The sequence below is a fragment of the Sphaerisporangium sp. NBC_01403 genome, from assembly GCF_045040145.1.
Classification (GTDB): Bacteria; Actinomycetota; Actinomycetes; order Streptosporangiales; family Streptosporangiaceae; genus Sphaerisporangium; species Sphaerisporangium viridialbum.
Genome location: NZ_CP109534.1, coordinates 1901528 through 1927390, shown reverse-complemented (window position 1 = coordinate 1927390; position 25863 = coordinate 1901528). Strand labels below are relative to the sequence as shown.

Sequence of the window (25863 nt, the reverse complement as noted above, 5' to 3'; positions counted from 1 at the left end):
GCTCATGAACCGGGAACCGTGTGGGCCCGAGGCCGTCAGGCGTCTGCCGTCCTCGACACCGCGGCGGCCTTGGGAGCGCGGCTCGCGTCGACGCCGGCCTCCTTGCGCTGCTCGGGCGTGATCGGCGTGGGGGCGGCCGTCAGCGGGTCGAAGCCGGAGGCGGTCTTCGGGAAGGCGATCACGTCACGGATCGACTCGCCGCCCGCCAGCAGCATGCAGATGCGGTCCCAGCCATAGGCGATGCCTCCGTGCGGCGGCGGGCCGTACTTGAACGCCTCCAGCAGGAACCCGAACTTGCTCTCGGCCTCCTCCTTGGAGATGCCGAGCACCTCGAAGACCCGCTGCTGCATCTCGGCGCGGTGGATACGGATCGAGCCGCCGCCGATCTCCATGCCGTTGCAGACCATGTCGTAGGCGTACGCCAGTGCCTCTCCAGGGTGATCCTGGAAGTTGTCGGCCCATTCGGGCTTCGGGCCGGTGAACGGGTGGTGCACGGCCGTCCAGCCGGTCTGGCGGCCCACCTCGTCGAGCACCGGCTCGAACATCGGCGCGTCGACCACCCAGAGGAAGCTCCACTGGGACTCGTCGATCAGCCCGCAGCGGCGGCCGATCTCCAGGCGGGCGGCGCCGAGCAGGTCGCGCGAGGCCGACGGCGCCCCGGCGGCGAAGAAGATCGCGTCACCCTCGGAGGCGCCGGCCTCGGCGGCGAGCCCGGCGCGCTCCTTCTCCGAGAGGTTCTTGGCGACCGGGCCGCCCAGCTCGCCCCCCGGAAGGACCAGGACGTACGCGAGGCCGCGGGCGCCGCGGGACTTGGCCCAGTCCTGCCAGGCGTCCAGCTCCTTGCGGGTCTGGGAGGCCCCGCCCGGCATGACGACCGCCCCGACGTACGGCGCCTGGAAGACGCGGAACGTGGTGTCGGCGAAGTAGCCGGTCATCTCGGTCAGCTCGCAGCCGAAGCGCAGGTCGGGCTTGTCGGAGCCGAAGCGGTCCATCGCCTCGCGGTAGCTCAGCCGGGGAAGCGGCGTGGGCACCTCGTACCCCACCGTCTCCTTCCAGATGCGGCCGATCAGCGCCTCGCCGAGCGCGATCACGTCGTCCTCGTCGACGAACGACATCTCGACGTCGATCTGGGTGAACTCCGGCTGCCGGTCGGCGCGGAGGTCCTCGTCGCGGAAGCAGCGCGCCAGCTGATAGTAGCGCTCCAGCCCGCCCACCATGAGGAGCTGCTTGAACAGCTGCGGCGACTGCGGCAGCGCGTACCAGCTGCCGGGCTGCAGCCGCACGGGCACCAGGAAGTCGCGGGCGCCCTCGGGGGTCGACCGGGTGAGGTCGGGCGTCTCGACGTACACGAAGCCCTGCTCGTGCATGACCTCGTGGGCGAGGTAGGTGGCGGTCGAGCGGACCCGCAGGGCCTGGGCGACCTGCTGCCGGCGCATGTCGAGGTAGCGGTACTTCAGCCGCGCCTCCTCGGAGACCCCCCCGCCGCCCTCGATCGGGAACGGCAGCGGCGCGGACTCGCTCAGCACCTCGACCTCCGAGGCGACGACCTCGATCTCGCCCGTCGGCAGGTCGGTGTTCTCGTTGCCCTCGGGGCGGGTGCGGACCTCTCCTGCGATCCTGACGCAGTACTCCGAGCGGAGGTCGTGCGCGTGGTCCTCCTCCCGGAAGACCACCTGCGCGGAACCGGACGCGTCGCGCAGGTCGATGAAGACCACGCCGCCGTGGTCACGGCGTCGTGCCACCCACCCGGCCAGCGTCACCTGCTGGCCGGCGTGCTCCTTGCGCAGCGATCCGGCGGTGTGCGTGCGGATCATTTGTTCAGTTTCTCCTTCAGCGTCGTGACGATCTCGGCGAGTGGCACGGCGGTCTGCTCGCCGCTTGCCAAGTCCTTCACCTGGGCGGCGCCCGCGGCGATGTCCCGCTCGCCGAGGATCACCGCGTACGTGGCCCCGGAACGGTCGGCGCCCTTCATGGCGCCCTTGAGCCCCTTGCCGTCGAAGGCCATGTCGGCCGCCACACCGGCCGCGCGCAGCTCGTGGACGAGCCTGAACACGCGCCTGGCGGCCTCCTCGCCGAGCGGCACGCCGTACACGGCGACGCGGGGGGGCGCCTCGCGCGCGAGGTCCTCGGCCTCGACGGCGAGGATGATGCGGTCGACGCCCACGGCGAACCCGATGCCGGGCAGCGGCGGGCCGCCGATGTCCTCCGACAGCCCGTCGTAGCGACCGCCTCCGCCGATGCCCGACTGGGCGCCGAGCAGCGGGTGGTCGAACTCGTAGGTGGTGCGAGTGTAGTAGTCGAGGCCGCGCACGAGCCGGGGGGTGTCCTCCCAGGGCACGCCGAGGTCCTCGAGCAGCGAGCGGACCCGGTCGTGGTGGGCCTTGCAGGACGCGCACAGGTGGTCGGTGATCAGCGGGGCGTTCTCGACCTGGGCCTGCACCTCGGGGCGCTTGTCGTCGAGCACCCGCAGGGGGTTGATCTCGATGCGCGCCCTGGTGGCCTCGTCGAGGTCGAGCCCGCGCAGGAAGTCCTGGAGGGCGGCGCGGTAGGCGGGGCGGCACTGCTTGCATCCGAGGGTGTTCAGCAGCAGCCGCACCCGCGTCAGCCCCAGTGCCTGGTAGCCCGACCAGGCGACCGCGATGGTCTCGGCGTCGACCGCGGGGTCCTCGGTGCCGATGGCCTCCACGTTGAACTGCTGGAGCTGGCGGTAGCGGCCCGCCTGCGGGCGCTCGTAGCGGAACGCCGGGCCGGTGGTCCAGAGCTTCACCGGGAGCTGGCCGTTGTGCAGGCCGTGCTCCAGCGTCGAGCGCATCACCCCGGCGGTGAACTCGGGCCGCAGCGTGATCGAGCGGCCGCCCCTGTCGGCGAAGGTGTACATCTCCTTGGTCACGACGTCGGTCGACTCGCCGACGCCCCGGGCGAACAGCTCGGTGTCCTCGAAGACGGGAACCTCGATATAGGAGTAGCCGGCGTTCGCCGCCGCGGTGGAGAACGCCTCGCGGACCGCGAGGAAGATCGCGGAGCGCGGTGGGAAATATTCGGGTACGCCCTTGGGCGCCTGAAAGCTCATTACAGTCCCCTGGTTGGACCTGCGAACGGCACTGCCTCAGCAAGATACGGGTTCGTGGCTCGTTCGCGGCCGATCGTCGTGTGTGGTCCGTGACCGGGCAGCACCGTCGTGTCGTCCGGCAGCGTCAGGCAGACGCCGCCCAGGCTGCGCAGGATGGTCTGGTAGTCACCGCCCGGAAGATCGCTGCGGCCGATGGAGCCGGCGAACAGCAGGTCTCCCGAGAACATCACACGCTCCTCGGGAAGCCTGAACGTCACCGACCCCCTGGTATGGCCGGGAGCGTGGTCGACGGTGATGGCCATGCCCGCGATCTGGAGCACCGCCCCGTCGGACAGCTCGCGCACGTCGTCGGGCTCGGTGAAGGTGAGCCCGCCGAAGAGCTGCTGGCGCGCCAGGAGCGACAGGCCCTTGCCGGGGTCGGTCAGCAACTCGCGGTCCTCGGGGTGGATCCACGCCGGCACGTCGCGCGCTCCGCAGACCGGCGCGACCGACCACACGTGATCGAGATGACCGTGCGTGAGCAGCACGGCGACCGGCTTCAGCCGGTGCTCGCGCAGCATGTCGTCCAGGCCCGCGACAGCGTCCTGACCTGGGTCGACGATCACGCACTCCTCGCCCGCGGCGGGAGCGACGACGTAGCAGTTGGCCTGGAAGGAGCCTGCGGGAAAGCCGTCGATGAGCACGGAAACGGTCCTCGGTGTGATCGATCTCGTCAAGGAAAGCGGATGGGAATGTAACCGAAGGGTACCGGTGCGGGTCGCCGGGCTGCGAACCATTGCCGGTTGGCCGATACGATTCGCCCACTCCATAAAGGTGGCGGTCGTCCAGCGAGGCGACCAAACAGGATCAACTCGGACAGTCGGGAGGGCACAGCGGTGGCGACCGGCAAGGACCGTCAAAAGCAGCTGGCACGAGAGCATTACGAACGGCAGATGCAGCGGCGCGCCGAGCGGCAGGTCCGCACGAAGCGCATGGCGATCTTGGGCACCAGCCTGGGTGTGCTAGTCGTGGTGGGCGGCATCTTCACGGCCGTCGCGGTCATGAGCGGCGGAGACTCCAAGACAGCGGCGGCTACGGCATCGACCCCGCCCGCGGCGTCGTCGGCGCCCCCGTCCGCAGGGCCCCAGCCCAAGCCGTACGACGCGGCGGCCGGCACGTGCGACTTCGTCGCCGACAGCAGCGGCGCGCCGGCGAAGGACGTGGGCCTGCCCCCGGCGAAGGCCGACAAGTCCGCGAAGACGATGACGATCGGGACCAACCACGGCGACATCGTCGTGAGCCTGGCCGCCGACAAGGCTCCCTGCACGGTGAGCTCGTTCGCCTACCTCGCCTCGAAGAAGTACTTCGACGGGTCGAAGTGCCACCGCATGGGGCCCGCGAGCTTCCCCATGCTGCAGTGCGGCGACCCGCTGGCCAAGGCGGACGGCAAGAACCCCACCGACGGCCAGGGCGGCCCCGGCTACCGCTTCGCCGACGAGAACCTCGACGGCGCGAAGTACACCCGCGGGGTGGTCGCCATGGCCAACAGCGGGGCCAACACCAACGGAAGCCAATTCTTCATCATCTTCGGTGACCTCCAACTCCCCCCGAACTACACCCCGTTCGGTACCGTCACAAAGGGGCTCAAAATCCTCGACGATGTGAGCAAGAAGGGCGTCCTGCCCGGGGGGATGGGCGACGGCTCGGGTGCTCCCAAGGACCCGGTCGAAATCAAACACGTGACAATCTCTGGCAAGAGCTGACGTAATACAACCAAGGACGCATAGCGTCCTGGAGGCTGATTCGAGTGCGGGAGGACACGGTGAGCACCGACCCGTGGGGCCGGGTAGACGACGACGGCACCGTCTACGTTCGTACGGCTGAGGGAGAACGGGCCGTCGGGTCCTGGCAGGCCGGTGAACCGGAAGAGGCCCTCGCCTACTTCCACAGGAAGTACGACGAGCTGGCCACGCAGGTGGAACTGCTGGAACAGCGGGTCCGTGGCACCGACCTGCCACCCGCCCAGGCCGAGGCGACGATCGTCAAGCTGCGCGAGTCCATCACCGAGGCGCACGCCGTCGGGGACCTCGCGGCGCTGGAGGGCCGCCTCGCGGCCCTCACCGACCTGGTCGGCAAGCGCCGTGAGGAGGTGAAGGCCGCCCGCGACCAGGCACGCGCCCAGTCGCGGGAGATCAAGGAACGCATCGTCGCCGAGGCCGAGCGCATCGCCGAGGACACCACCCACTGGAAGTCCGGAGGCGAACGGCTGCGCCAGCTCGTCGAGGAGTGGAAGGCCGCCGAGCGCATCGACCGCGTGACCGAGGCGGCCCTGTGGAAGCGGCTCTCCGCCGCCCGCACGGCCTTCGCCAAGCGGCGAAAGTCCTACTTCGCCGGGCTGGACGAGCAGCGCGAGTCGGTGCGCAGCATCAAGGAGCGCATCGTCAGCGAGGCCGAGGCGCTGTCGAGATCGACCGACTGGGGCGAGACGGCGTCGGCCTACCGCGAGCTCATGCAGCGCTGGAAGACCGCGGGCCGGGCCTCCCGCGAGGCCGAGGACGACCTGTGGACCCGCTTCAAGGGGGCCCAGGACCAGTTCTTCCAGGCCCGCTCCGCGGTGTTCGCCGAACGCGACGCCTCGCTGCGCGAGAACGCCGAGGCCAAGGAGCAGATCCTCGCCGACGCCGAGCGCATCCTGCCGGTGACCGACGCCCGCGCCGCGCGGGCGGCCCTGCGCGGCATCCTTGAGCGCTGGGAGTCGGTCGGGGCGGTGCCGCGCGAGGCGAGGGACAAGCTGGAGGGCGGCCTGCGGCGCATCGACGAGGCCGTGCGCAAGGCCGAGGAGGCCGAGTGGAAGCGGTCGAACCCCGAGGCCCGCGCGCGGGCGCAGAACACCGTCGACCAGCTGCGCAGGTCGATCGAGCAGCTGGAGAGCCGCCTGGCCAAGGCCACGGCCGCCGGCAAGGACAAGGACGTCAAGGAGGCCGAGGAGGCCATCGCCGCCCGCCGCTCGTGGCTGGAGGAGGCTGAGCGCACCCTCGCGGAGTTCTCCTGACGTCGCGGGCGCTCCCGGTTCCGCCGTGCGGGGACGGCGGACGGGCTCGGCCATTCCCGGCAGTGCGCGCGGGAAAGGCGGACGGGCGGGCGGAGGAGCCCGGCCATTCCCGGTAGTGCGTGCTGGGAAGGCGGGCGGTCGAGCCCGATCTTCCCGGCCGCGCGCGTGCGCGCCCACGGCCGGGAACGATCAGTTGGTGACGCGGTAGACGTCGTAGACGCCCTGGATGTTGCGCACCGCCTTCAGCACGTGGCCCAGATGCTTGGGATCGCCCATCTCGAAGGTGAACTTGCTGACCGCCGTGCGGTCGCGGGACGTGGTGACCGAGGCGGACAGGATGTTCACGTGCTGGTCGGACAGCATGCGGGTGACGTCCGACAGCAGGCGCGGCCGGTCGAGCGCCTCCACCTGGATGGCCACCAGGAACACCGAGTCGTCGCTGGGCGACCAGCTGACCTCGACCAGGCGGTCGGGCTCGGCCCTCAGCTGCTCGATGTTCGGGCAGTTGAGGCGGTGCACCGACACCCCGTGACCCCGGGTCACGAAGCCCACGATGTCGTCTCCCGGCACCGGGGTGCAGCAGCGTGAGAGCCGAACCCAGACGTCGGAGTCGCCCGCCACGATGACGCCGGCGTTGGTGCCGGTGCGCGGCCGCCCCCGCAGCTTGGTGGGCACGGCGGCCTCGGCGATGTCCTCCTCGGCGCCCTCGACCCCGCCGAGCGACTGCACGAGCTTCTGCACGACCGCCTGGGCGGCCGTGTGACCCTCTCCGACGGCCGCGTACAGCGCGGAGACGTCCGGGTAGCGCAGGTCCCTGGCGAGGGCCAGGAGGCTCTCTCCGGACATCAGGCGCTGCAGCGGGAGCCCCTGCTTGCGCATGGCCCTGCCGATGGCCTCCTTGCCGGCCTCGATCGCCGTCTCGCGGCGCTCCTTGGAGAACCACTGGCGGATCTTGTTGCGCGCCCGGCCGCTCTTGACGAACTTCAGCCAGTCGCGGGAGGGGCCGGCGTCGGGCGACTTGGAGGTGAAGATCTCGACCGCGTCGCCGTTGCTCAGCCGCGACTCCAGCGGCACCAGGCGCCCGTTCACCCGGGCGCCGATGCACCGGTGCCCGACCTCGGTGTGCACGGCGTACGCGAAGTCGACCGGCGTGGCGCCCTCGGGCAGCGCGATCACCTGGCCGCGCGGTGTGAAGACGAACACCTCCGACACCGACAGGTCGAACCGCAGCGACTCGAGGAACTCGCCGGGGTCGGCGGTCTCCTTCTGCCAGTCGAGGAGCTGGCGGAGCCAGGCCATGTCGCCGGCGGACTTCATGCGGGCCCCCGCCGGCCCGGAGATGCCCATCTCCTCCTTGTACTTCCAGTGGGCCGCCACGCCGTACTCGGCGCGATGGTGCATCGCGCGCGTGCGGATCTGCAGCTCCACCGGCTTGCCCTCTGGCCCGATGACCGTCGTGTGCAGCGACTGGTACATGTTGAACTTGGGCATCGCGATGTAGTCTTTGAACCGGCCGGGCACGGGGTTCCATCGCGCGTGGATCGTTCCGAGCGCGGCGTAGCAGTCGCGCACCGTGTCGACCAGCACGCGGATGCCCACCAGGTCGTAGATGTCGTCGAACGCCACCTCGCGCGCGATCATCTTCTGGTAGATCGAGTAGTAGTGCTTGGGCCTGCCCTTGACCGTCGCGCGGATCTTGGCCTCGCGCAGGTCGGCGGAGACCTTCTCGATGACCTCCTGCAGGAACAGGTCGCGGCGCGGGGCCCGCTCGGACACCATGCGGGCGATCTCGTCGTAGCGCTTGGGATAGAGCATCCCGAACGCGAGGTCCTCCAGCTCCCACTTGATGGTGTTCATCCCGAGCCTGTGGGCCAGCGGCGCGAAGATCTCGAGCGTCTCGCGGGCCTTCTGCTCCTGCTTGTGCCTCGGGAGGTAGCGCAGGGTGCGCATGTTGTGGAGGCGGTCGGCGAGCTTGATGACCAGCACCCGGATGTCGCGGGACATCGCCACGACCATCTTGCGCACGGTCTCGGCCTGGGCCGCGTCGCCGAACTTGACCTTGTCGAGCTTGGTCACGCCGTCGACGAGCAGCGCGATGTTCTCGCCGAAGTCGGCGCTCAGCTCGTCGAGGCCGTACGCGGTGTCCTCCACGGTGTCGTGGAGGAGCGCGGCGCACAAGGTCTCGTCGTCGGTGCCGAGCTCGGCGAGGATCGTCGCGACCGCGAGCGGATGGGTGATGTACGGATCACCGGACTTCCGCTTCTGGTCGCGGTGGTGGTAGGCGGCGACGTCGTAGGCACGCTCGATCAGGCGCAGGTCGGCCTTGGGGTGCGTGGCCCGGACCGTCTTGAACAGAGGTTCCAGAACCGGATTCATCGCGCCACCCCATTGCCCCCCGAACCGGGAAAGCCTGCGGCGTACGGCAGGCGCCGGTTTCTCGTCCGTGCCTGCGGACATGGCTAAACCCGTATCGTCCGCGGGCGCGGAAACCGGCTCAGGGGTGTCGGTCACTTCGGGCAAGGCCACATCACGGGGCACTCAGACTCCTCACGTCGAGTCCAGATTCTCCAGTGTATCCACGCTGGGGGCACCGACCTCGCGGGAGAGGATCAGACGACCACCAGCGCGCGTACGTCGACGTCGCCCAGACGGTCACGGCCCTTGAGGAAGGCGAGCTCCATCAGCACTGAAACGCCCACGACCTCGGCGCCTGCACGGCTGACCAGCTCCACCGTCGCCCGGGCGGTGCCGCCCGTCGCGAGCACGTCGTCGACGATGAGCACGCGGTCGCCAGGGGCGAACGCGTCGCGGTGCACCTCGATGACAGCGGAGCCGTACTCCAGATCGTAGGACGCTTCGAGCGTCTCGGCAGGGAGTTTGCCCTTTTTACGGACAGGCACAAATCCAGCGCCCGCCTTGCAGGCGACCGGAGCGGCCAGGATGAAGCCCCGGGCCTCGATGCCGACGACCTTGTCGACGTCCAGTTCGTCGGCGAGCGCGTCCACCACGGCGGAGAACGCGGCGTGGTCGCCGAGCAGCGGCGTGATGTCCTTGAAGACGACACCGGGCTGGGGATAGCCGGGCACGTCCCTGATCCTGCTGAGGATCGTCGTGGTCAGGTCGGTCATGCGGGGGTCCCTTCCAGGCGGCACGCGAAGCGCCCCCGTGATACCAGTGAGATCACGGGGGCGTCGCGGGAGGTGCTGTCTATCGCTTCTTACGCTTGCTTCCGGCCACCGCGCCGTTCGCCGAGCCCGCCGAGCCCGGGGAGCTGGCGGCGGCCGCCGGCTCCTTGCCCTTGCCGGAGGGGACGGCGTCCTTGACGGCCGAGCCGCCCTTGGTGGTGGAGAGGCGCTTGGCGATCGCCAGGTACTTCGGCTCGCGCTCCTTGAGGAGCACGAGCAGCGGGGTCGCCACGCACAGCGAGGAGTACGTGCCGACGATCATGCCGACGAACAGGGCCAGCGACAGGTCCTTCAGTGTGCCCGCGCCGAACAGCGTGGTGCCGATGAACAGGATCGCCGCCACCGGCAGGATCGCGACCAGCGAGGTGTTCAGCGACCGGATCAGCGTGTGGTTCAGCGCGTTGTTGGCCGCCTGCGTGTACGTCATCTTGGAGGTCGTGCCGAGCTTGGCGGTGACCTCCTTGATCATGTCGAACACGACCACCGCGTCGTACAGCGAGTAACCGAGGATCGTGAGGAAGCCCAGCATGGTCGCCGGGGTCACCTCGAACCCCGACCAGGCGTAGACGCCCGCGGTGATGACCAGGTCGTGGATGAGCGCGACCACCGCGGCCAGCGCCATCTTCCACTCGAAGGCCAGCGTGAGGTAGAGGATGATCGCGATCATGAACACGATAAGGCCGATGATGGCCTTGTTGAGGACCTCACCGCCCCACGTGGCGCCGATGATCTGCTTGCTGACCTGGTTGCCCGGAATGTCGTACTTGTCGGAGATGACGTTCTGGACCCGGCTGACCTCGCTGACCGGAAGGCTCTCGGTGGTCACCCGCCAGCGGGGACCGGCCTCCTGGACGATGACCTGGTGGACGCCCGCGTCCTCGACCGTGGACCGCACGTCCTGGATGGAGGACGACGGCGGCTTGGCGAAGCTGAAGACCGAGCCACCCTTGAACTCCACGCCGAGGTTCAGGCCCTGGAAGACCAGACCGACAATGGAGATCAGCAGAAGCACCCCGGACAGGCTGGACCAGAGCCTGTAGCGCCCGACGAAGTCGATGTCGACCTCGCCGCGGTACAGACGGCGCCCGATCACGCCGATGCGCGACATCAGCCCTCCTGCGTAACGGTCGTGCGGGCGTCGGACGGCTCGCGGCTCATGCGCTCGGCGTCCAGGCCCGACAGCTTGTGGCCCTTGGCGAAGAACGGCAGCTTGGCCAGCATCGCGACGAACGGCTTGGTGAACAGGAAGACCACCATGATGTCGATCAGGGTGGTGAGCCCCATGGCGAAGGCGAATCCGGCCACGCCGCCGACGGCCAGGAAGTAGAGCACCAGAGCGGCGATGAACATGACCGCGTCGGCGATCAGGATCGTGCGCCGGGCGCGGACCCAGGCCACCTCGACGGCCACCCGGAGCGAGCGCCTGCCTTCCTTCATCTCGTCACGTATGCGTTCGAAGTAGACGATGAAGGAGTCGGCGGTGATGCCGATCGAGACGATCAGGCCGATGATGTGCGGCAGCGACAGGCGGAAGTTGGCGTTGTGGCCCAGCAGGACCACCGCCTGGTAGGTCAGGATCGTCGCCACCGTGAGGCTCGCCACCGCGACCAGCCCGAGACCCCGGTAGTACAGCAGGGAGTAGACCACGACCAGGATGAGGCCGATGCCGCCCGCCAGCAGGCCGCCCTGGAGCTGGTCGGCGCCGAGCGTGGAGGAGACCTCCTCGATCGAGCTCTGCTGGAACTTCAGCGGCAGCGCGCCGTACTTGAGCTGGTTGGCCAGGTCGGTGGAGGTCTTCTGCGTGAAGCTGCCGGAAATGCGGGCCTGGCCGCCGGGGATGGGCTCCTCGATGACCGGAGCGGAGATGACCACGCCGTCGAGCACCATGGCGAGCTGGTTGCGCGGCTGCGGGGCGCTGGTGATCTGCCCGGTGACCTGCGCGAACTGGCTGGCGCCCTTGCTCTTGAAGTTGACCGAGACGATCCACTCGCCGGTGGTGGAGTCGACGCCGGAGGTGGCGCCGGAGACCTCGGTGCCCTTCACCGCGGCCTTCTCCAGCACGTACTTGGCGGCGCCGTCGTCGCTGCAGGCGACGATCTGCTTCTCGGGGTCGTCCTGGACGCCCTGGCCGCGGTCCTTCTTGGTGCAGTCGAGGGTCTTGAACTGCTCGGCCACGGCGGGGTCGACGCCGGTGAGGTCGGCACCGGCCAGCGGGTCCTCGGCGGCGGGGGCGCTCGGCTGGGCGCTCGGCTCGCCGGAGGCCGCCGAGGAGCTCGGCTCGGGGGTCGCCTTGGCGCTCGGCTTCGCCTTGTCGCCCGAAGGCGCGGGCGTCGGGGCGGTCAGCGCCGAGGACAGCGCCCGGCCGGCGGGCGTGCCGCTCGGCGCGGGGTTCGCGGTCGACGACGGCTGGGTCGAGGAGGTCGGCTTCGAGGAAGCCTTGCCCGTGGGCTCCGGGCTTCCGCTGCCGGACGGCGCCGGCGTCGCGGGCGCGGTCGGCAGCTTGCCGGGCACGGCGTTGGCCGCGGCCACCGCGAGCACTTGACGGAAGCGCAGCTCGGCTGTGGTGCCGACGGTCTTGACGACCTCGTCGGTGCCCGCGCCGCCCACGGAGATGACGATGTTGTCACCCGACTTGGCGACGTCGGCGTCGGCGAGGCCGGTGCCGTTCACCCGCTCGCGGATGATGTTGACGGCCAGGTCGAGGCTCTCCTGGGAGGGAGCCGCGCCGCTCTGCGTGACCGGTGACAGTGTCACCGTGGTCCCGCCGGCGAGATCGAGTGCGAACTTCGGGACGAATGCCTTCTGAAGAAGCATCGTCGCGCCCATGGCGAGGATGAGTGCCAGGAGCGCCAGGAGCACGCGTCCTGGCCTACTCTGGCTGCTGGTCGATGGGGCCACTGGTGGTCAGTTCTTTCGTCAAGGGGTTTGCGGTGAGCCTACTCAGGACTTCTGGTTAGTCGAGCCCTCGTCGCCCCTGTGCTCAGGGGTGTCGATCACCGTCTCGTCGGTGACGGTGTCCCGGACGCCTTCTCCATTGTCCACCGTCTCCTCCTCCACCGGCGTCAGCACGCGGCCGATGGCGGCCTTGGTCCACCGGGTCTCGACGCCGGGTGCGATCTCCAGGATCACGTCGTCGTCCTGGATTGCGGAGACGGTGGCGAACAGACCGGTGGTGGTCATGACACTGGTGCCCGGCGTGAGGCTGCTCTGCATCTGCGCCTGCTCCTGCTGCCGCTTGCGCTGCGGGCGGATGAGCAGGAAGTAAAAGACCACGACCAGCAAGATCAGTGGCACGAACGATCCAAGGCCCTGCACGGGGCTTCCTTCCGGTTAAGAACTGACCGGCCTGGCGCCGGATGTCTGGCGACGATCGGCACGGCCACACTCTGATCATGTCAGCGTACACAGCCAGCCAAGCCACGGAGTTTAGGCGAGCTTGTCAAACCCCGGCAACGAACCCACGCTCCGGCACGCTGGAAAGTTCCCGTTGTCACCGATCTGTGACCAGCCGATACAGCAGGCTTGAAACTTTCACCCGGCGTCGGCGGACAGTTCACGCGAGCGCCGCCGGAGCAGGGAGCACACCGGGGCGCACGGCCCGGACCAGCGGGGACGGCGAGCGCGGGGCGAAGGGGCCACCGGAGATCGCTGTAAAGTCCGCCAGTCAGGAAGGACCACGGAGATCGCGGCGACGCCCGGCCGGGGCCACGTATCGGTCGCCGAGCACCGAGACCGAATTGTCGCGAAGTTCCGGCTTCACGAGGCCCCTCAAGTGATCGTCAGGTCGCCGCGCCCGGATCGTCGAAGAGCATCGGGTGTGCCATCGCGCCGAAGGCGTCCGGCGGAGGCGTGAGGCCGAGGTGGGCCCAGGCGGACGCCGTGGCGACCCGCCCCCGAGGGGTGCGGGCGAGCAGGCCCTGCCGTACTAGGAAGGGCTCGGCGACGACCTCGACGGTCTCGGGCTCCTCCCCCACGGCCACGGCCAGCGTGGACAGCCCGACGGGACCGCCCCCGAACTTGCGCAGCAGGGCGCCGAGGACGGCCCGGTCGAGCCGGTCGAGCCCTTCGGCGTCGACCTCGTAGAGGTTGAGCGCGGCCGAGGCGATGTCCCTGGTGATCAGGCCGTCTGTGCGGACCTCGGAGAAGTCGCGGACCCGCCTGAGCAGGCGGTTCGCGATGCGGGGCGTGCCGCGGGACCGCCGCGCGATCTCGTGGGCGCCCTCCTCGGGAAGGTCGAGGGACAGCAGCCGCGCCGAACGGCGCAGCACCTGCTCCAGCTCGTCGACGTCGTAGAAGTCCAGATGGGCGACGAAGCCGAACCTGTCGCGCAGCGGCGCGGGCAGCAGGCCCGCGCGGGTGGTGGCCCCCACCAGCGTGAACGGGGCGATCTCCAGCGGGATGGCGGTGGCACCCGGCCCCTTGCCGACCACGATGTCGACCCGGAAGTCCTCCATGGCGAGGTAGAGCATCTCCTCGGCCGGGCGTGCCATGCGGTGGATCTCATCGATGAACAGCACCTCGCCCTCCGACAGCGTCGAGAGGATCGCCGCGAGGTCGCCCGCCCGTTCGAGCGCGGGCCCGGAGGTCAGCCTGAGCGGCATGCCGAGCTCCGCCGCGATGATCATGGCGAGCGTGGTCTTACCGAGCCCCGGGGAGCCGTTCATCAGCACGTGGTCGGGCGGCCGGTTGCGGCGCAGTGCGCTTTCGAGCACCAGGGACAGCTGCTCGCGCACCCGCCCCTGGCCGATGAACTCGCCCAGCCGCTTGGGACGCAGCGCCGACTCGATGGCCTGCTCGTCGCCCTCGGCGTCCGGCGACACAAGATCTCTCTCCAGGCTCATACGTGGCCCCTATCGCACGCTCAGGGCCCGCAGGGCCGCCTTCAGCAGCGCCGCGACCGCGGGGGTGCGCCCGGCGGCCAGGTCGGCGTCGGCCTCGGGGGAGACGATCGCGATCGCCTCGTCGGCGTCCCTGGCGGAGTAGCCGAGGCCGACGAGGCCCGAATGCACCTGCTCGCGCCAGGCGGGCTTCTTGGCCTGCCCGTTGAGCGCGGCGGCCACGGCCGCGTCCGGTGTGCCGAGCTTGTCCTTCAGCTCGAGGATGATGCGCTGCGCCCCCTTCTGCCCGATGCCGGGGACCAAGGTGAGCGCCTTGACGTCGGCGCTCGCGACCGCGACCCGCAGGGCGTTGGGCGCGTGGACGGCGAGCATGGCCAGCGCGAGCCTCGGGCCGACGCCCGAGGCGGTCTGGAGCAACTCGAAGACCGTGCGCTCGTCGTCGGTGCCGAAGCCGAAGAGCGTCAGGGAGTCCTCGCGGACCACGAGCGAGGTGGCGAGCCTGGCCTCCTCACCGGTGCGCAGCGTCGCGAGCGTGCCGGGAGTGCAGTGGACCAGGACGCCGACGCCGCCGACCTCGACCACGGCCGAGTCGGGGGCGATCGCGGCGACGCGCCCGGAGACGGATGCGATCACAGGGCCGCTCCCTTCGCGGATCGGGCCCGGCCCACGCCGGGCGGGCGGGCGGCCTTGGCCTTGGCGACGGCCTCGGCGAGGCGGTTCTGCGTGCCGCCCCGCCAGATGTGGCAGATGGCGAGCGCCAGCGCGTCGGCGGCGTCCGCGGGCTTGGGCATGGCGTCGAGCCGGAGAAGGCGGGTCACCATCGTGCCCACCTGGGCCTTGTCGGCGTTGCCGTACCCGGTGATCGCCGCCTTGACCTCCGAGGGGGTGTGCAGCGCGACGGGAAGGCCGCGGCGGGCGGCGCAGACGATGGCCACTGCGGAGGCCTGGGCGGTGCCCATCACGGTGCGGAGGTTGCTCTGGCTGAAGACCCGCTCGACCGCGACGGCGTCGGGCCGCACCTCGTCGAGCCAGCGCTCGATCTCGGCCTCGATGGCGACCAGGCGGGCGCCGATGTCCTCCCCCGCGGGGGTGCGCGCGACCCCGACCTTGACCAGCTCGAGCGGGGCGCCCGCGCGACCTTCGACGGCACCGAGACCGCAGCGGGTCAGCCCTGGGTCGACCCCCATCACCCGCAGCTCAGGTAGCCGCACCGGCAAGCCTCCCCAGAACGCCGAACACCTGTTCGGCCCCGAACTCTACCCCGGCCGCCCCGGCGGCGCACCACCAACACGCCGCCCCGGCAGGGGGCCGGCGGCCCCGGTCAGAAGTAGTCGAGCATGTACGGCCTGGCGGCGAAGGCGGTGCCGAGGAGCTCGTCGGCGCCCGGGGTGCCGCCCGCGAGAAGCCCGGCGCGGCGAAGGGTGCTCGTCGGGACGCCCGCGAACAGGGCGGACATGCCTCCGATGGTGAGGCGGGGCACCTCACCGCCGGGGGCCGCCGTGACGGCGGTGGCCGTGCCGGCGCCCGCGGAGATCGACAGGCGCCATGTGCCGGAGTTGGCGGGACACTGCGGATCGTCCACCTCGACGACGGTCTCGGCCGAGATCGCGGCAGGGTAGCCGCGCAGGCCGACGGCTGCGGCCAGGTCGATGAGGCGGAACATCCAGCGGGTCTGCTTGACCGAGTCGTAGGAGCGCTCGCGCAGCAGCCACAGCACCGGGTCGTCGGGCTCGACGGCGGCCGTCACCGTCGTGGCCATGGACGAGGCCGTGCCGACGAGTGACCAGAGCGCCCTCGCCGTCGCCTCCGAACCGGCCACGAGGTTCTCGACGTCGATGTCGCCGTCGTGCCAGCGGTAGACGACGAAGCCGTCGTCGGCGAGGTAGGCGAAGTCGTCCTCGTCCGAGAGCCACTGGCGGGTGATGCGCTCCTCCCAGCCGAGGGGCCCGGAGGCGCGCGTGGCGGCGTAGACGCGCTCGAGCACGCTCCTGACCTCGGGGGCGTCGTCCGGCCCCATGCGCCTCAGCTTCACCCCGCCGTCGCGGGCGCCGAGGGTGCGAAGGGCCTCGGCGGGCAGGGTGACGCGGCTGCGCGCCCCCGCGTGCTCCCAGCCGAGGCTGCGGTAGAGCGGGGTGGTCGCGGGGTAGAGCGCGGAGGCGACGTGGCCGAGCTCTGCGCAGCGCTCGATCGTGCCCCGCATCAGGAAGCGCCCCACGCCGCGCCCGCGCTCCTCGGGGGCGACGGTGACGCTCGCGACGCCCCCCATCGACAGCGGGCGGCCGTGCCACCACTGGTCGTAGGAGTTGATCCTGCTGGTGCCGATCAGGCGCCCGCCGTCGAAGACCCCGAGGTAACGCCCCTCGGCCAGGGACGGCGTGACCATGGCGCGCCACGGCTCCACGCTGCTCGCGGGGAGGGGGCCGAAGGCCCGCTTACGGCTGTCGAGCACGGCGTCGAGGTCGTCGGCCGTCACATCACGGATCTCCACAACGGTCAAACCTATGGCGACCGCCCGGACCTGGTCGAATCATTTCCCGCGCCGACCTGGCCCGTTGCGTACCGGCGAAACGGCGTCACCCCCGGCAGGGCCGGGGGTGACGGCAGGCCGCGCTAGTCGAGCTTCGCCAGGACGTCGTCGGAGACGTCGAAGTTGGCGTAGACGTTCTGGACGTCGTCGCTGTCCTCGAGGGCGTCGATGAGGCGGAAGACCTTGCGGGCGGAGTCCTCGTCGAGCGGGACGCTGAGCGTGGGCATGAAGCCGCTCTCGGCCGAGTCGTAGTCGATGCCGGCGTCCTGCAGGGCCTTGCGCACCGGGACGAGGTCACCGGCCTCGGAGACGACCTCGAAGGAGTCGCCCAGGTCGTTGACCTCCTCGGCGCCCGCGTCCAGGACGGCGGTGAGCACGTCGTCCTCACCGAGGTCGCCCTTGGGGACGATCACGACGCCCTTGCGGTTGAACATGTAGGACACCGAGCCGGGGTCGGCCATCGAGCCGCCGTTGCGCGTCATCGCGACGCGCACCTCGGAGGCCGCGCGGTTGCGGTTGTCGGTGAGGCACTCGACCAGCACCGCGACGCCGCCGGGCGCGTAACCCTCGTACATGATCGTCTGCCAGTCGGCGCCACCGGCCTCGAGACCGCCGCCGCGCTTGCGCGCGCGCTCGATGTTGTCGACCGGCACCGAGCTCTTGCGCGCCTTCTGGATGGCGTCGTAGAGGGTCGGGTTGCCCTCAGGGTCGGGACCACCCGTCCGGGCCGCCACCTCGATGTTCTTGATGAGCTTGGCGAAAAGCTTGCCGCGCTTGGCGTCGATCACGGCTTTCTTGTGCTTCGTCGTCGCCCATTTGGAGTGGCCGGACATCGGCTAGAGCTCCCTCACCATCTCGACAAAATACGAATGAACCCGCGTGTCCCCGGTCAGCTCGGGATGGAAGGACGTCGCGAGCAGAGGTCCCTGCCGGACCGCGACGATCCTATCTCCCGGCTCGGCCAGTCCCAGCACCTCGACATCCGCGCCCACCGACTCGACCCAGGGGGCCCGGATGAAGATGGCGCGCATGGGACCGCGCCCCGCGAAATCCAAGGATGCCTCAAAAGAGTCGACCTGGCGGCCGAAGGCGTTGCGGCGCACCACCATGTCGATGCCGCCGAGCGTCTGCTGCCCCTCGATGCCGCCCTCGATGCGGTCGGCCAGCATGATCATGCCGGCGCAGGACCCGTAGGCCGGCATGCCGGCCTTGACGCGCATGCGCAGCGGTTCGAGCAGCTCGAAGGCCTCGGCCAGCTTCCAGATGGTCGTGGACTCGCCACCGGGGATGACCAGCGCGTCCACCGCTTCCAGCTCCGCAGGGCGGCGGACGGCCGCGGCCCTCGCGCCCACGGCCTCAAGGGACCTGACGTGTTCACGCACGTCGCCCTGGAGGGCGAGCACGCCGATCGTCGGCGCAGAGGTCACCGGTGTTCCTCCCAATCACTGCTCGAACGCTCAGGGCGGTACGGCTCCCGAGTCGCCGGCCTGGCGGCCTTGGCCGCGGTCGATCCCGCGCGGATGCGGGCTCGACGCGGGCATGAAGCGGGCACGGCACATCGGTCCCCGTGGGGACGTGTGCGTCTCGAAAGCGTACGGCCATGCGGAACAACGCCCCAAACCGCCTGCGGCTTCCCGGGGCGAGGGCGGGCCGGGTCAGGTCTGGCGGAGCAGCCCGGGGAGCCGGTCCGCGACGACGAACGTGGCCGCCGTCAGCACCGGGGCGCCGGGGGTGCTGACATAGCGCACGATCTTGAAGTCGGCGGTGAGCGCGGTGGGCTCTATCTTGACCATGAGGTAGCCGCGGCGCCTGAGGTGGAACTTCAGGTGCGGGTTCTTGGCCAGCAGGGAGTCCCTGGAGCGGTCGGAGTCCTGCCCGTCGCCGCCGCTGGTGACCGAGGTGACGGCGAGTTCGGTGCCCGCCAGGGGCGAGAAGGGGTCGTCGTAGTCCAGGGCGAGGTCCCCGGCCCAGTGCGAGTGCACGTCCCCGGTGAGCACGATGGCGTTGCGCACCCCCGCCTCGACCCAGCCTCGGGTGACCCTGGTGCGCGACCCGGAGTACCCGTCCCAGGCGTCCTGCCTGACCACCAGGCCCGAGTCGGGACGCTTGTTGCGCCGCCCGAAGAAGATCTGCTGGCCGATGACGTCCCACAGCGCCTTGGACTGCCGGAAACCGTCCAGGAGCCACCGCTCCTGCTCGGCCCCGGTGATCGTACGGGCGGGGTCCGTCGACTCCGGGCACTCCTTGAAGCCGGCCGAGCCGCAGATGTACCCGTCGCGGTACTGGCGGGTGTCCAGCAGGTGGAGGGTCGCGAGGCTCCCCCACCGCAACCGCCGGTAGAGCTGGATGGCAGGCCCCTTGGGCTGGGCGGCGCGGCGCAGCGGCAGGTGCTCGTAGTAGGCCCGGAACGCGGCCTCGCGCCGGTCGGCCGACAGCAGGTTCGTCCAGTTGTTGCGCACCTCGTGGTCGTCCATGATCGCCACCCACGGCGCCGCCGCGTGGGCCGCCCGCAGGTCGGGGTCGGTCTTGTAGAGCGCGTGCCTGCGCCGGTAGTCCCTCAGCGTCCGGGCCTCCGGCCCCTCGTGGTCGCGCACGTTGCCGCCGGGGCACTGCTGCTCGCCCTTGCCGTACTCGTAGATGTAGTCGCCCAGGTGCACGATCAGGTCCGGACGTTCCTGCGCCATGCGGGTGTAGACGGTGAAGTGCCCGTGCTGGTAGTTGGCGCACGAGGTGACGGCCAGGTTGAGCGACCTCGGCAGCGTGCCGGGCGCGGGAGCGGTCAGCGCCCTCCCGATGGGCGAGACGTACGGCCCGGCCTTGAACCGGTACCAGTACTCGCGGCCGGGATCGAGCCCGGTGACCTCGGCGTGCACGCTGTGCGCCCAGTCGCGCACGGCCTCCTCGGTGCCGCGCCGTACAACGCTTGCGCAGGCCGGATCGGTCGCGACCTCCCAGTAGACCGGCACCGGCGCCGTGGGCATGCCCCCGAAGCCGTCGTCGGCGAGGGGCACGGGCGCGAGGCGCGTCCACATGACGAAGCCGTCGGGGGTGGGGTCGCCGCAGGCCACGCCAAGGGTGAAGGGGTCACCGAAGGTGACACGCAGAGGTGGCACCCCCGATGCCAGCCCCAACACCAGAAACGATCGCCTGTCGAGCACAAGACGATCATTAACTATTCACAGCAAACGCCGGGTATAAGGACACCCAGGTCAGAGGGGATATTTCCGGACGATCAGCATCACGCCTTCCCAGCACCGCGGAGCGCGGCGCGGGAAGGCGCGACGAGAGTTCGGAAGGCCCGTCCGGAAGGCCCGTAGAGCTACCAGCCCCGGGTGGCGAGGCGCTCGGACTCCGGAAGGTTCGCGAGGTTGATGCCGACCATGGCCTCGCCCAGGCCGCGGGAGACCTTGGCGATGACGTCGGGGTCGTCGTAGAACGTGGTGGCCTTGACGATCGCGGCGGCGCGCTTGGCCGGGTCGCCGGACTTGAAGATGCCAGAGCCGACGAAGACGCCCTCGGCGCCGAGCTGCATCATCATGGCGGCGTCGGCCGGGGTGGCGATGCCTCCGGCGGTGAACAGCACGACGGGCAGCTTGCCGGTCTTGGCGATCTCGGCGACCAGCTCGTAGGGCGCGCGCAGCTCCTTGGCGGCGGCGTAGAGCTCGGCCTCGTCGAGGGCGGCCAGGCGCTTGATGTCGCCGCGGATCTGGCGCATGTGGCGGGTGGCCTCGACGACGTTGCCGGTGCCGGCCTCGCCCTTGGAGCGGATCATCGCGGCGCCCTCGGCGATGCGGCGCAGTGCCTCGCCGAGGTTGGTCGCCCCACAGACGAAGGGCACGGTGAAGGCCCACTTGTCGATGTGGTTCGCCTCGTCGGCGGGGGTGAGCACCTCGGACTCGTCGACGTAGTCGACGCCGATGGCCTGGAGGACCTGGGCCTCGACGAGGTGGCCGATGCGGGCCTTGGCCATGACGGGGATCGAGACGGCGGCGATGATGCCGTCGATCATGTCAGGGTCGCTCATGCGCGACACGCCACCCTCGGCGCGGATGTCGGCGGGCACGCGCTCGAGGGCCATGACGGCGACCGCGCCGGCGTCCTCGGCGATCTTGGCCTGCTCCGGGGTGACGACGTCCATGATGACGCCGCCCTTGAGCATCTCGGCCATGCCGCGCTTCACGCGGGCGGTGCCGGTGACGGCGGTGTCGGTGACTTCGGGGGTGCTGCTGGACACGGTCTTTCCTCACGAGCGCGACAATGGGTTCCGTCCCATGTTAGGCGCTGATCAGCGTGGCCCTTGACGGTCCGGATCGTCACATGTTCCGGCGATCGTTGACAGGGTGTACGCCTTGGGCCCGTCCGCCGGTGAAGGCCGAGGTCATCGCCTGGTCTCCCGGGCGCACCAGACGGGCCGGCTCAGGGCCGGACGGGCTTGCCTCAGCGACGGACGGGCTTGCCTCAGGGCTGGACGGGCTTGGGGGCCGCGAGCACGATCCACACCTGGCCCCGGCTGAACTTCATCGGCTCGCCGCCCTCGGTGGTGAACATCGTGCCCGCCTTCTCCGACGAGCGCGACCATTCGGCCTTGTAGGCCTTGCCGTCGCGCAGGACGACCGCCTTGCCCGTGCCGGTCGTCTGGATCAGCGGGGTGTAGCTGCCGGTGAAGTCGTGGAACTCCGACCTGGTGGTCTTGGCGTACTGGACGACGATGGTGGGGGCGCCGAGCTGGCCGCCCTCGGCCGCCATGTCCTTCTTGCCGTCCTGCGTCACCAGCCAGCGCTTCTGGGCGGCGGACCAGGTGAACGTGAAATTGGCCGCCGGATATTTGACAGAAAATGACTTTTTGGGGGTTCCGCCCTCGGGCGCGTCGCCGAACTCCCAGCCGAGGTCCTTGGCCCGGGTGGCCTTCGGGGCACCCGCCAGCAGCTTCTTCGTGTCGGCGAACAGGTTGTACGGGGCTACCCGTCCCGGCTGGCGGAAGTACGCGCCGGGCGCCGCGCTGTCGGAGACGTCGAACAGCGACGCCTCCCTGACCAGGGGCACCATCTTGCTCTGCACGCCCGAATAGGCGAGCGCCGGCTTGCCGAACATCGGCAGCAGGTGCAGGTCGGAGATGCGCGCGCTGCGCACGGGGCCGACCTTCTCCGGGATCTTGGAGGAGAAGACCGCCATCAGACGGGTCAGCCCGCCCTCGACCTGCTCGACGAACACCAGGTCGGCGCTGCGCAGGCCGAGCTGTGGCTTGCCCGAGGAGGTGTTCTCGATCTTCACGGCGAGCACCGGCTTCCGGCTCGCCACCGGCTGCCCGGTGAACGGGTGCTCGGGCGGCGGCGACGGGGTCGCCGCGACCGTCTCCGCAGGCTGCGCTCCCCCGGAGGCCGGCGTGGCCCCACCGGAGGACGAGCACGCCACCGCGGGCGCTAGAACGGCGGTTCCCGCCAGCGCGATGCCAATCACCCGTTTTACGCGCACAGCCCGGCTCCTCCCGATTTCTCCTAAAGCGCCACGAGCTTACCGATGGTTGGCAATAGGTTTCTGCTGGTACGCCCGAAGTTTCGTCGATTCACAGCCATGCTGGAGCAAAGACCAGGTCATGATCCCTGCGAAACGCGAAGGAACCTTCAAGACATCCCGCCGAGGGCGCGCGGGCGGCCGTCAGGACTGCTGGGCGAAGGACGCGGGCTCGTCGTCGTCGATCTCGAAGTACGAGGGGTACTCGGTGTGGCCGGCCAGGCGCAGCGTGCGGGCCAGCCAGCGGCGCTGGGCCTGCCGGGTCACCCCCACCGCGTTGTTGTAGAAGCGGCGGGAGTAGATGACCTTCGTTACCGCGGTGTCCAGCTCGGCCATCAGGTCGGGCCCCGCCGGGGTCTCGGCCAGCCGCTCGCGGAAGCGCTCCTGGTCCATCACGGCGCGAAGCGCGCGCGACAGGTCACTCTCGGCGTGCTCGCGCTCCTCCGGCCCCGCCGTGCGCGCCTCGTGCGTCGCCGCGGCGAGCACCAGGCTGGTGGCGGGGTCGAGCACCCGGGAGGCGGCGAGCTCCATGCAGACGGCGGCCCGGCGTATCAGCGCGGCGTCCAGGGCGGCACGGGCGGTCTCCAGGCGGATGTGCAGGCGGTCGAGCCGCCCGGCCCGCCAGGAGATGTAGACGGCCGCGAGCACGACCACCACTCCCACCACCAGGATGACCATCGTGGTGGTCACGAGGCCTCGCCTCCGTGGGCCCGGACGCCCTCGGGCACCCGGTCGCCGTGATCGCCGTGATCTGTGTGGTCGCGCCCCCGGCCCTGCTGCTCCTCCTCGACTCCCCCGGCCGCGGTCGCGGTCACCGTCTCGTACACCCGCACGACGTCGCGGGCGACCGTCGACCAGTCGTACTTGCGCACGGCCAAGCGGGCCTCTCCGGCCAGCTTGGCCCGGCGGGCGGCGTCGTCCAGGAGGGCGGCGGCCTCGCGCGCGAGCGAGGCCGCGTCGCCGGTCACGAACAGCGCGCCCGCCTGCCCGTCGCCCAGCACCTTGCGGAACGCGGGGATGTCGCTGGCGAGCACGGTGGCGCCCGCGGCCATCGCCTCGGCGAGCACGATGCCGAAGCTCTCGCCGTGGGTGTTCGGCGCGCAGAAGACGTCTACGGAGTGGTAGGCGCGGGCCTTGTCCTCCTCGCTCACCATGCCGAGCACCCCGATGCGGTCACGCAGACCGGCCGGCACCCTCGCGAGCACGTCGTCGGCGTCGCCCGGGCCCGCCACCAGCAGCCGCAGGCCGGGACGCTCGGGGGCGAGCAGCGTGAACGCCTCCAGCAGGATCGGCAGGCCCTTGCGCGGCTCGTCCATGCGGCCGAGGAACCCGATCACGCCGCCGTCCGGGCCCCAGTCGGGCAGGGGCTCCGCCTCGGCGTACCGGCTCACCGTGACGCCGTTGGGGATCAGGACCGCGTCGCCCCCGAGGTGCTCCACCAGGGTCTTGCGCGCGGCGTCCGACACGGCGATGCGGCCGGTGATCTTCTCGAGCGCGGTGTGCAGCACGGGCGCGGAGACCGACATGGCGCGCGAGCGCTGGAAGGAGGCGTGGAAGGTCGCGACGATCGGGCCGCGCGCGGCCCAGCAGGCCAGCAGGCCCACCGAGGGGACGGCGGGCTCGTGCACGTGGAGCACGTCGAAGCGGCCCTCTCGCAACCACTTGCGCACGCGGTTGGCCGACAGGAAACCGAAGGCCAGGCGCGCCACCGAGCCGTTGTACGGCACGGGGATGGCGCGGCCCGCCGAGGTGACGTAGAACGGCAGCGGCGCGTCGTCGGACGCGGGAGCGAGCACCGACACGTGGTGGCCGTCGGCGATGAGCGCCTCCGCGAGGTCGCGGACGTGCGCCATGACCCCGCCGGGGACGTCCCAGGTGTAGGGGCAGACCATGCCGACCCTCATGGTGCGCTCACCGTGGCTCCAGGTCGTCGAGCCAGAGCCGCTGCAGCATGTGCCAGTCCTCGGGGTGCTGGGAGATGCCCTCTTGGAAGACGCGGGCCATGCTCTGCGTCATGACCGCGACCTTCTCCTGGCGGGTGCCCTCGGCGGGGACGGGGATCTCCTCGTGGATGTGCACCCCCCAGCCGTCGCCCTCGAACCACAGCGTGGCCGGGTGCAGCGCCGCGCCGGTCTGCAGGGCCAGGAGCGCGGGACCCGCGACCATGCGGGTGGTGCCGTCGAAGAAGTCGACCTCGATGCCCTTCTCGGTCAGGTCGCGCTCGGCGGGCAGGCAGATGGGGCGGCCGGCCCGCAGCCGCTGGGCCAGGGTGCCGAAGGCGTGCGCGGTGCCGCCTCCCTTGGCGGTGAGCGGCAGCACCTCCATGCCGAGGCTCTCGCGGAACGCGACGAAGCGCTCGTACAGCGACTCGGGCTTGAGCCGCTCCATGACCGTGGTGAAGGGGTAGCCCTTGTGGATCAGCCAGGCCCCGGCGAGGTCCCAGTTGCCCATGTGGGGAAGGGCGAGCACGATGCCCCTGCCGGAGTCGACCGTCGAGAAGATCCGCTCGCCCTCGATGTCGCGCATGCCGGTGAGGATGCGCTCCTTGCCGATCACCGGAAGGCGCAGCGCCTCCATCCAGTAGCGGAAGTAGGACCGCATGCCGGCCCGGCTCAGGTCGCGGACCGACGGGTCGGCGGCGTCCTTGCCCGTCACCCGGGCGAGGTTCGATTCGAGGCGGCGCACGAGCTTGCCGTGACGCCACCACATGAAGTCGGCGATGAGGCGGAAGGCCCACGCCGCCACCGGCTCGGGCAGCTTCGGCACGAGCACCCAGCCCAGGTGGTATGCCCAGGCAACGAGCCGATCAGTCAACGCGAGGTTCACCCCCAGAAGTCGGTAAGAAGACCTGTCCTCGATGAAGACGGTCGTAAGTTCATGTTGTCACCGTCTGCCGGTAAACGTGGAGAATCCGCTGGCCGGCGGTGAAGGCGCTGGCCGCCGCCAGCAGCCAGAGGCCCGCCGCGAGGATGTACGGCACCCCGAGGCCCCCGAGACCGGCGGCGACGAGCACGACCAGGAGCCGCTCGGAACGCTCGGCGAGGCCGACGTCGCAGCTCAGGCCGAGCCCCTCGGCACGCGCCTTGGCGTACGACACGACGGCCCCCGCGACCAGGCAGAACAGCGCGACGCCCGCGAGGACGGTCTCGCCGGTGGACATGAACCACAGGATCAGCCCGGAGAAGATCGCGGCGTCGCCGACGCGGTCGAGGGTGGAGTCGAGGAAGGCGCCCCACGTGCTGCCGCTGCCGAGCATCCGGGCGAGGACGCCGTCGAGCAGGTCGGCGAGGACGAAGACGGTGATGACCACCGAGCCCCAGAACAGCTGGCCGCGCGGATAGAAGATGAGCGCTCCCGCGGCGACGCCGAGCGTGCCGAGGAGGGTGATGACGTTCGGACTGATCCCCCGGCGGGCGAGCGCCCGGCCCAACGGGGTGAGCACACGGGTGACGGCGGGGCGCAGGAGCTTCAACATCGCGGTCCGATCGTAGGCCACGTGGGACCCCTGGTTCGAACGTAGCCCCATGGTGACCTATCAGCCGCGAATCGGGTGCGAGAGGACGGGGAAGGGGGAAGGAAACAGACGAGAGGGAAACGGCCGGGGAACGCGCGCGCAAGTCCAGACGTCATTTCACACGCACTTTTGCCTGTTCCCTCTTGTGATCCGCGCCACAGAGGTAAAGGGTGAATGCACCGCGCTC

Annotated in this window: 23 protein-coding genes; 2 read left to right on the top strand and 21 right to left on the bottom strand. The window is 70.4% G+C overall.

Features of this window, described 5'->3' with window-relative positions:
- Positions 1-35: 35 nt before the first annotated feature.
- From aspS to OG589_RS08305, 3 genes are read right to left on the bottom strand one after another with little or no spacing between them, the layout of a single operon-like run.
- Positions 36-1814: an aspartate--tRNA ligase gene (gene aspS / locus OG589_RS08315; RefSeq protein WP_405147627.1), complete on the bottom strand. Its 1779-nt coding sequence runs from the start codon at positions 1812-1814 to the stop codon at positions 36-38.
- Positions 1811-3070, bottom strand: a complete 1260-nt coding sequence (hisS, locus tag OG589_RS08310; protein ID WP_405147626.1) for a histidine--tRNA ligase — start codon at positions 3068-3070, stop codon at positions 1811-1813. Before hisS ends, aspS begins: the two co-directional genes overlap by 4 nt.
- The gene (locus tag OG589_RS08305) at positions 3070-3753 is read right to left on the bottom strand and encodes an MBL fold metallo-hydrolase (RefSeq protein WP_405147625.1); all 684 of its coding nucleotides are present in this window, start codon (positions 3751-3753) and stop codon (positions 3070-3072) included. The genes hisS and OG589_RS08305 overlap by 1 nt, the downstream gene beginning before the upstream one ends.
- 249 nt (positions 3754-4002) lie before the next feature.
- Here OG589_RS08305 and OG589_RS08300 point away from each other — a divergent pair, with 249 nt between their 5' ends.
- Entirely contained in the window at positions 4003-4812 is an 810-nt protein-coding gene (locus OG589_RS08300) for a peptidylprolyl isomerase (protein ID WP_405147624.1), read from the top strand.
- 59 nt (positions 4813-4871) lie between these two features.
- A complete protein-coding gene (locus OG589_RS08295; protein WP_405147622.1) occupies positions 4872-6101 on the top strand; it encodes a DUF349 domain-containing protein in 1230 nt (409 codons plus the stop codon).
- A 189-nt stretch (positions 6102-6290) separates the two neighbouring features.
- Here OG589_RS08295 and OG589_RS08290 read toward each other — a convergent pair whose 3' ends face one another.
- The 18 genes from OG589_RS08290 to pgsA form a co-directional block, all read right to left on the bottom strand.
- Positions 6291-8477, bottom strand: coding sequence for a RelA/SpoT family protein (locus OG589_RS08290; RefSeq protein ID WP_405147620.1), 2187 nt, complete (start codon positions 8475-8477; stop codon positions 6291-6293).
- 233 nt (positions 8478-8710) lie between these two features.
- On the bottom strand, positions 8711-9229 hold the full coding sequence (locus OG589_RS08285) for an adenine phosphoribosyltransferase (RefSeq protein WP_405147618.1): 519 nt from the start codon (positions 9227-9229) through the stop codon (positions 8711-8713).
- Positions 9230-9308: 79 nt separating this feature from the next.
- On the bottom strand, positions 9309-10394 hold the full coding sequence (secF, locus tag OG589_RS08280; RefSeq protein ID WP_405147616.1) for a protein translocase subunit SecF: 1086 nt from the start codon (positions 10392-10394) through the stop codon (positions 9309-9311).
- Complete coding sequence (gene secD, locus OG589_RS08275; RefSeq protein ID WP_405147614.1) at positions 10394-12145, bottom strand: protein translocase subunit SecD; 1752 nt, start codon at positions 12143-12145, stop codon at positions 10394-10396. Before secD ends, secF begins: the two co-directional genes overlap by 1 nt.
- A gap of 81 nt (positions 12146-12226) precedes the next feature.
- Positions 12227-12580, bottom strand: coding sequence for a preprotein translocase subunit YajC (yajC, locus tag OG589_RS08270; protein WP_405147612.1), 354 nt, complete (start codon positions 12578-12580; stop codon positions 12227-12229).
- A gap of 485 nt (positions 12581-13065) precedes the next feature.
- Positions 13066-14127, bottom strand: coding sequence for a Holliday junction branch migration DNA helicase RuvB (gene ruvB / locus OG589_RS08265; RefSeq protein ID WP_405147610.1), 1062 nt, complete (start codon positions 14125-14127; stop codon positions 13066-13068).
- Positions 14128-14136: 9 nt separating this feature from the next.
- Positions 14137-14757, bottom strand: a complete 621-nt coding sequence (gene ruvA / locus OG589_RS08260; RefSeq protein WP_405147609.1) for a Holliday junction branch migration protein RuvA — start codon at positions 14755-14757, stop codon at positions 14137-14139.
- Complete coding sequence (gene ruvC / locus OG589_RS08255) at positions 14754-15320, bottom strand: crossover junction endodeoxyribonuclease RuvC (protein WP_405151982.1); 567 nt, start codon at positions 15318-15320, stop codon at positions 14754-14756. Before ruvC ends, ruvA begins: the two co-directional genes overlap by 4 nt.
- A 125-nt stretch (positions 15321-15445) precedes the next feature.
- Positions 15446-16612 carry an enhanced intracellular survival protein Eis gene (gene eis / locus OG589_RS08250; RefSeq protein WP_405147607.1) on the bottom strand — a complete coding sequence of 389 codons (1167 nt, stop codon included), beginning with the start codon at positions 16610-16612 and terminating at the stop codon, positions 15446-15448.
- A 122-nt stretch (positions 16613-16734) separates the two neighbouring features.
- Positions 16735-17484 (bottom strand): YebC/PmpR family DNA-binding transcriptional regulator, encoded by a 750-nt coding sequence (locus OG589_RS08245; RefSeq protein ID WP_358558564.1) that lies wholly within the window; start codon positions 17482-17484, stop codon positions 16735-16737.
- Between the two features lie 3 nt (positions 17485-17487).
- On the bottom strand, positions 17488-18078 hold the full coding sequence (gene pdxT / locus OG589_RS08240) for a pyridoxal 5'-phosphate synthase glutaminase subunit PdxT (protein WP_405147605.1): 591 nt from the start codon (positions 18076-18078) through the stop codon (positions 17488-17490).
- Positions 18079-18306: 228 nt separating this feature from the next.
- Positions 18307-19764, bottom strand: coding sequence for an alkaline phosphatase D family protein (locus OG589_RS08235; RefSeq protein ID WP_405147603.1), 1458 nt, complete (start codon positions 19762-19764; stop codon positions 18307-18309).
- A 206-nt stretch (positions 19765-19970) separates the two neighbouring features.
- Positions 19971-20885 (bottom strand): pyridoxal 5'-phosphate synthase lyase subunit PdxS, encoded by a 915-nt coding sequence (pdxS, locus tag OG589_RS08230; protein WP_358558558.1) that lies wholly within the window; start codon positions 20883-20885, stop codon positions 19971-19973.
- 224 nt (positions 20886-21109) lie between these two features.
- A complete protein-coding gene (locus tag OG589_RS08225) occupies positions 21110-22123 on the bottom strand; it encodes a DUF3048 domain-containing protein (protein WP_405147601.1) in 1014 nt (337 codons plus the stop codon).
- A gap of 183 nt (positions 22124-22306) precedes the next feature.
- Complete coding sequence (locus OG589_RS08220) at positions 22307-22852, bottom strand: hypothetical protein (RefSeq protein ID WP_405147600.1); 546 nt, start codon at positions 22850-22852, stop codon at positions 22307-22309.
- On the bottom strand, positions 22849-24066 hold the full coding sequence (locus tag OG589_RS08215; RefSeq protein ID WP_405147599.1) for a glycosyltransferase family 4 protein: 1218 nt from the start codon (positions 24064-24066) through the stop codon (positions 22849-22851). Before OG589_RS08215 ends, OG589_RS08220 begins: the two co-directional genes overlap by 4 nt.
- A 7-nt stretch (positions 24067-24073) precedes the next feature.
- Positions 24074-24976, bottom strand: a complete 903-nt coding sequence (locus OG589_RS08210) for a phosphatidylinositol mannoside acyltransferase (RefSeq protein WP_405147597.1) — start codon at positions 24974-24976, stop codon at positions 24074-24076.
- 61 nt (positions 24977-25037) lie between these two features.
- A complete protein-coding gene (gene pgsA, locus OG589_RS08205) occupies positions 25038-25637 on the bottom strand; it encodes a phosphatidylinositol phosphate synthase (RefSeq protein ID WP_405151981.1) in 600 nt (199 codons plus the stop codon).
- Positions 25638-25863 lie beyond the last annotated feature (226 nt).

Excerpts from the sequence above, each read along its gene's own strand:
- aspS (WP_405147627.1), bottom strand. The coding sequence starts at position 1,814 with ATGATCCGCACGCACACCGCCGGATCGCTGCGCAAGGAGCACGCCGGC.
- hisS (WP_405147626.1), bottom strand. The coding sequence starts at position 3,070 with ATGAGCTTTCAGGCGCCCAAGGGCGTACCCGAATATTTCCCACCGCGC.
- OG589_RS08300 (WP_405147624.1), top strand. The coding sequence starts at position 4,003 with ATGCAGCGGCGCGCCGAGCGGCAGGTCCGCACGAAGCGCATGGCGATC.
- OG589_RS08290 (WP_405147620.1), bottom strand. The coding sequence starts at position 8,477 with ATGAATCCGGTTCTGGAACCTCTGTTCAAGACGGTCCGGGCCACGCAC.
- OG589_RS08285 (WP_405147618.1), bottom strand. The coding sequence starts at position 9,229 with ATGACCGACCTGACCACGACGATCCTCAGCAGGATCAGGGACGTGCCC.
- secF (WP_405147616.1), bottom strand. The coding sequence starts at position 10,394 with ATGTCGCGCATCGGCGTGATCGGGCGCCGTCTGTACCGCGGCGAGGTC.
- ruvB (WP_405147610.1), bottom strand. The coding sequence starts at position 14,127 with ATGAGCCTGGAGAGAGATCTTGTGTCGCCGGACGCCGAGGGCGACGAG.
- OG589_RS08245 (WP_358558564.1), bottom strand. The coding sequence starts at position 17,484 with ATGTCCGGCCACTCCAAATGGGCGACGACGAAGCACAAGAAAGCCGTG.
- OG589_RS08215 (WP_405147599.1), bottom strand. The coding sequence starts at position 24,066 with ATGAGGGTCGGCATGGTCTGCCCCTACACCTGGGACGTCCCCGGCGGG.
- pgsA (WP_405151981.1), bottom strand. The coding sequence starts at position 25,637 with ATGTTGAAGCTCCTGCGCCCCGCCGTCACCCGTGTGCTCACCCCGTTG.